Origin of the sequence: Pseudomonas sp. NPDC047961 (assembly GCF_050272435.1) — a bacterium.
Taxonomy (GTDB): domain Bacteria; phylum Pseudomonadota; class Gammaproteobacteria; order Pseudomonadales; family Pseudomonadaceae; genus Stutzerimonas.
The window spans coordinates 1-5,572 of record NZ_JBNNMD010000012.1; the positions used below are offsets into that span (position 1 = coordinate 1).

2 tRNA genes and 3 rRNA genes are annotated in these 5,572 nt (G+C 51.6%); all 5 read right to left on the bottom strand.

Annotation, left to right across the window (positions count from 1 at the left end):
• Window positions 1–50 precede the first annotated feature (50 nt).
• The 5 genes from rrf to ACQKIK_RS22470 all read right to left on the bottom strand — a co-directional run bounded on the left by rrf (window position 51) and on the right by ACQKIK_RS22470 (window position 5,264).
• Window positions 51–166: ribosomal RNA gene (gene rrf, locus ACQKIK_RS22450) — 5S ribosomal RNA — on the bottom strand.
• 154 nt (window positions 167–320) lie between these two features.
• Window positions 321–3,211 (bottom strand): 23S ribosomal RNA (locus ACQKIK_RS22455).
• 242 nt (window positions 3,212–3,453) lie between these two features.
• Window positions 3,454–3,529 (bottom strand) — tRNA-Ala (locus ACQKIK_RS22460).
• A gap of 30 nt (window positions 3,530–3,559) precedes the next feature.
• Window positions 3,560–3,636 (bottom strand) — tRNA-Ile (locus ACQKIK_RS22465).
• 91 nt (window positions 3,637–3,727) lie between these two features.
• Window positions 3,728–5,264: ribosomal RNA gene (locus tag ACQKIK_RS22470) — 16S ribosomal RNA — on the bottom strand.
• The 16S, 23S and 5S rRNA genes sit together here with 2 tRNA genes alongside, the layout of an rRNA operon.
• Between the last annotated feature and the right edge of the window lie 308 nt (window positions 5,265–5,572).

Genomic DNA, 5,572 nt, shown 5'->3' on the forward strand with positions numbered 1-5,572 from the left:
CAAAGACAAACCCCCGATCCTCTTACGAAGATCGGGGGTTTGGTGTAGAAGCTTGACGATGACCTACTCTCACATGGGGAAACCCCACACTACCATCGGCGATGCGTCGTTTCACTACTGAGTTCGGGATGGGATCAGGTGGTTCCAACGCTCTATGGTCGTCAAGCAATTCGGTTGGGGAGTCGGTGTTGAGTCGCTTCCCCTAATTGGGTATGTGATGGTGTTTCGGTATTGCTTTCGCTTTGCGAGCGTTGCGTCTTTTCGGTTTGTTGTCGACTTCAACCGTCTGACACGCAAACATCAAATTGTTTGGGTGTTATATGGTCAAGCCTCACGGGCAATTAGTATTGGTTAGCTCAACGCCTCACAGCGCTTACACACCCAACCTATCAACGTCGTAGTCTTCGACGGCCCTTCAGGGAGCTCAAGGCTCCAGTGAGATCTCATCTTGAGGCAAGTTTCCCGCTTAGATGCTTTCAGCGGTTATCTCTTCCGAACATAGCTACCCGGCAATGCCACTGGCGTGACAACCGGAACACCAGAGGTTCGTCCACTCCGGTCCTCTCGTACTAGGAGCAGCCCCTCTCAAATCTCAAACGTCCACGGCAGATAGGGACCGAACTGTCTCACGACGTTCTAAACCCAGCTCGCGTACCACTTTAAATGGCGAACAGCCATACCCTTGGGACCGGCTTCAGCCCCAGGATGTGATGAGCCGACATCGAGGTGCCAAACACCGCCGTCGATATGAACTCTTGGGCGGTATCAGCCTGTTATCCCCGGAGTACCTTTTATCCGTTGAGCGATGGCCCTTCCATACAGAACCACCGGATCACTAAGACCTACTTTCGTACCTGCTCGACGTGTCTGTCTCGCAGTCAAGCGCGCTTTTGCCTTTATACTCTACGACCGATTTCCGACCGGTCTGAGCGCACCTTCGTACTCCTCCGTTACTCTTTAGGAGGAGACCGCCCCAGTCAAACTACCCACCATACACTGTCCTCGATCCGGATAACGGACCAGAGTTAGAACCTCAAAGTTGCCAGGGTGGTATTTCAAGGTTGGCTCCACGCGAACTGGCGTCCACGCTTCAAAGCCTCCCACCTATCCTACACAAGCAAATTCAAAGTCCAGTGCAAAGCTATAGTAAAGGTTCACGGGGTCTTTCCGTCTAGCCGCGGATACACTGCATCTTCACAGCGATTTCAATTTCACTGAGTCTCGGGTGGAGACAGCGCCGCCATCGTTACGCCATTCGTGCAGGTCGGAACTTACCCGACAAGGAATTTCGCTACCTTAGGACCGTTATAGTTACGGCCGCCGTTTACCGGGGCTTCGATCAAGAGCTTCGCTTGCGCTAACCCCATCAATTAACCTTCCGGCACCGGGCAGGCGTCACACCCTATACGTCCACTTTCGTGTTTGCAGAGTGCTGTGTTTTTAATAAACAGTCGCAGCGGCCTGGTATCTTCGACCGGCATGAGCTTACGGGGTAAACCCTTCACCCTCACCGGCGCACCTTCTCCCGAAGTTACGGTGCCATTTTGCCTAGTTCCTTCACCCGAGTTCTCTCAAGCGCCTTGGTATTCTCTACCCAACCACCTGTGTCGGTTTGGGGTACGGTTCCTAGTTACCTGAAGCTTAGAGGCTTTTCCTGGAAGCATGGCATCAACCACTTCTCCTTCTAAAAGAAGGATCGTCATCAGTTCTCGGCATTAAGATCCCGGATTTACCTAAGACCTCTGCCTACCACCTTAAACTTGGACAACCAACGCCAAGCTGGCCTAGCCTTCTCCGTCCCCCCATCGCAGTAACTAGAAGTACGGGAATATTAACCCGTTTCCCATCGACTACGCTCTTCAGCCTCGCCTTAGGGACCGACTCACCCTGCGTCGATTAACGTTGCGCAGGAACCCTTGGTCTTTCGGCGTGGGAGTTTTTCACTCCCATTGTCGTTACTCATGTCAGCATTCGCACTTCTGATACCTCCAGCAAGCTTCTCAACTCACCTTCACAGGCTTACAGAACGCTCCTCTACCGCTCAACTTACGTTGAACCCGTAGCTTCGGTACCTGGTTTGAGCCCCGTTACATCTTCCGCGCAGGCCGACTCGACTAGTGAGCTATTACGCTTTCTTTAAAGGGTGGCTGCTTCTAAGCCAACCTCCTAGCTGTCTGAGCCTTCCCACATCGTTTCCCACTTAACCAGGATTTTGGGACCTTAGCTGACGGTCTGGGTTGTTTCCCTTTTCACGACGGACGTTAGCACCCGCCGTGTGTCTCCCGTGCTGACACTTGCTGGTATTCGGAGTTTGCATCGGTTTGGTAAGTCGGGATGACCCCCTAGCCGAAACAGTGCTCTACCCCCAGCAGTGATACACGAGGCGCTACCTAAATAGCTTTCGAGGAGAACCAGCTATCTCCGAGCTTGATTAGCCTTTCACTCCGATCCACAGGTCATCCGCTAACTTTTCAACGGTAGTCGGTTCGGTCCTCCAGTTAGTGTTACCCAACCTTCAACCTGCCCATGGATAGATCGCCCGGTTTCGGGTCTATTCCCAGCGACTAGACGCCCTATTAAGACTCGCTTTCGCTACGCCTCCCCTATTCGGTTAAGCTCGCCACTGAAAATAAGTCGCTGACCCATTATACAAAAGGTACGCAGTCACCTAACAAAGTAGGCTCCCACTGCTTGTACGCATACGGTTTCAGGATCTATTTCACTCCCCTCTCCGGGGTTCTTTTCGCCTTTCCCTCACGGTACTAGTTCACTATCGGTCAGTCAGTAGTATTTAGCCTTGGAGGATGGTCCCCCCATATTCAGACAAAGTTTCTCGTGCTCCGTCCTACTCGATTTCACTTCTAAGACCTTTTCGCGTACAGGGCTATCACCCACTATGGCCGCACTTTCCAGAGCGTTCCGCTAAAATCAAAGAAGCTTAAGGGCTAGTCCCCGTTCGCTCGCCACTACTAAGGGAATCTCGGTTGATTTCTTTTCCTCAGGGTACTTAGATGTTTCAGTTCCCCTGGTTCGCCTCACACACCTATGTATTCAGTGTGTGATAACCATCTTATGATGGCTGGGTTCCCCCATTCAGACATCTCCGGATCAAAGTCTGTTTGCCGACTCCCCGAAGCTTTTCGCAGGCTACCACGTCTTTCATCGCCTCTGACTGCCAAGGCATCCACCGTATGCGCTTCTTCACTTGACCATATAACCCCAAGCAATCTGGTTATTGTCTAATAACGTGAAGACGACATTCGCCGAAAATCCGCAATTTTACTCGCAAATTTTACCTTGACTTGAATAATCACCAGTGAAAGTGACCACTCAAATCTACTTCTATCACATACCCAAATTTTTAAAGAACAGTTACTGGCGCAAAGACCAGAAATCAATACACTCCCTAAGGAATCTATTCATTTCTGTGCTTTCAAGCGATGGCGAGAATAATGGTGGAGCCAAGCGGGATCGAACCGCTGACCTCCTGCGTGCAAAGCAGGCGCTCTCCCAGCTGAGCTATGGCCCCATCTACAGATCGGCCACATCCCATGACAATTGGTGGGTCTGGGCAGATTCGAACTGCCGACCTCACCCTTATCAGGGGTGCGCTCTAACCAACTGAGCTACAGACCCAATCGTCTCTCTCGGGTCGAAACCCAATCGCTTTTCGCTAGTGAATCAAGCAATTCGTGTGGGAACTTATGAAGAAGCTGAAGTCTTCGATTAAGGAGGTGATCCAGCCGCAGGTTCCCCTACGGCTACCTTGTTACGACTTCACCCCAGTCATGAATCACTCCGTGGTAACCGTCCTCCCGAAGGTTAGACTAGCTACTTCTGGAGCAACCCACTCCCATGGTGTGACGGGCGGTGTGTACAAGGCCCGGGAACGTATTCACCGTGACATTCTGATTCACGATTACTAGCGATTCCGACTTCACGCAGTCGAGTTGCAGACTGCGATCCGGACTACGATCGGTTTTATGGGATTAGCTCCACCTCGCGGCTTGGCAACCCTTTGTACCGACCATTGTAGCACGTGTGTAGCCCAGGCCGTAAGGGCCATGATGACTTGACGTCATCCCCACCTTCCTCCGGTTTGTCACCGGCAGTCTCCTTAGAGTGCCCACCATTACGTGCTGGTAACTAAGGACAAGGGTTGCGCTCGTTACGGGACTTAACCCAACATCTCACGACACGAGCTGACGACAGCCATGCAGCACCTGTGTCAGAGCTCCCGAAGGCACCAATCCATCTCTGGAAAGTTCTCTGCATGTCAAGGCCTGGTAAGGTTCTTCGCGTTGCTTCGAATTAAACCACATGCTCCACCGCTTGTGCGGGCCCCCGTCAATTCATTTGAGTTTTAACCTTGCGGCCGTACTCCCCAGGCGGTCGACTTAATGCGTTAGCTGCGCCACTAAGATCTCAAGGATCCCAACGGCTAGTCGACATCGTTTACGGCGTGGACTACCAGGGTATCTAATCCTGTTTGCTCCCCACGCTTTCGCACCTCAGTGTCAGTATTAGCCCAGGTGGTCGCCTTCGCCACTGGTGTTCCTTCCTATATCTACGCATTTCACCGCTACACAGGAAATTCCACCACCCTCTGCCATACTCTAGCTTGCCAGTTTTGGATGCAGTTCCCAGGTTGAGCCCGGGGCTTTCACATTCAACTTAACAAACCACCTACGCGCGCTTTACGCCCAGTAATTCCGATTAACGCTTGCACCCTTCGTATTACCGCGGCTGCTGGCACGAAGTTAGCCGGTGCTTATTCTGTCGGTAACGTCAAAACACTAACGTATTAGGTTAATGCCCTTCCTCCCAACTTAAAGTGCTTTACAATCCGAAGACCTTCTTCACACACGCGGCATGGCTGGATCAGGCTTTCGCCCATTGTCCAATATTCCCCACTGCTGCCTCCCGTAGGAGTCTGGACCGTGTCTCAGTTCCAGTGTGACTGATCATCCTCTCAGACCAGTTACGGATCGTCGCCTTGGTGAGCCATTACCTCACCAACTAGCTAATCCGACCTAGGCTCATCTATTAGCGCAAGGCCCGAAGGTCCCCTGCTTTCTCCCGTAGGACGTATGCGGTATTAGCGTTCCTTTCGAAACGTTGTCCCCCACTAATAGGCAGATTCCTAGGCATTACTCACCCGTCCGCCGCTGAATCATGGAGCAAGCTCCACTCATCCGCTCGACTTGCATGTGTTAGGCCTGCCGCCAGCGTTCAATCTGAGCCATGATCAAACTCTTCAGTTCAATACTGCATGGGTTTTGAGAAAACCCTAAACTTGGCTCAGCAATCGCAATCTCTTCTAAAGGTTACCCTCAAGAAGAGCACTCAATGATTTCTCGTTGAGTATTTGTGATGCTGATAATCTTGCTGACTACCAGTCTTACCTCACAAGCACCCACACGAATTGCTTGATTCAGTTGTTAAAGAGCGTTTCGATCAAGTCTTTCGTCTCAACCGAGGCCGCGCATTCTACAGCAGCCTTGTGTCTCGTCAAGCTGTTTTTGAAGAAGTTTTTCTTTCTTCTCAACCGCTTGCGCTTCCGATCAACCTA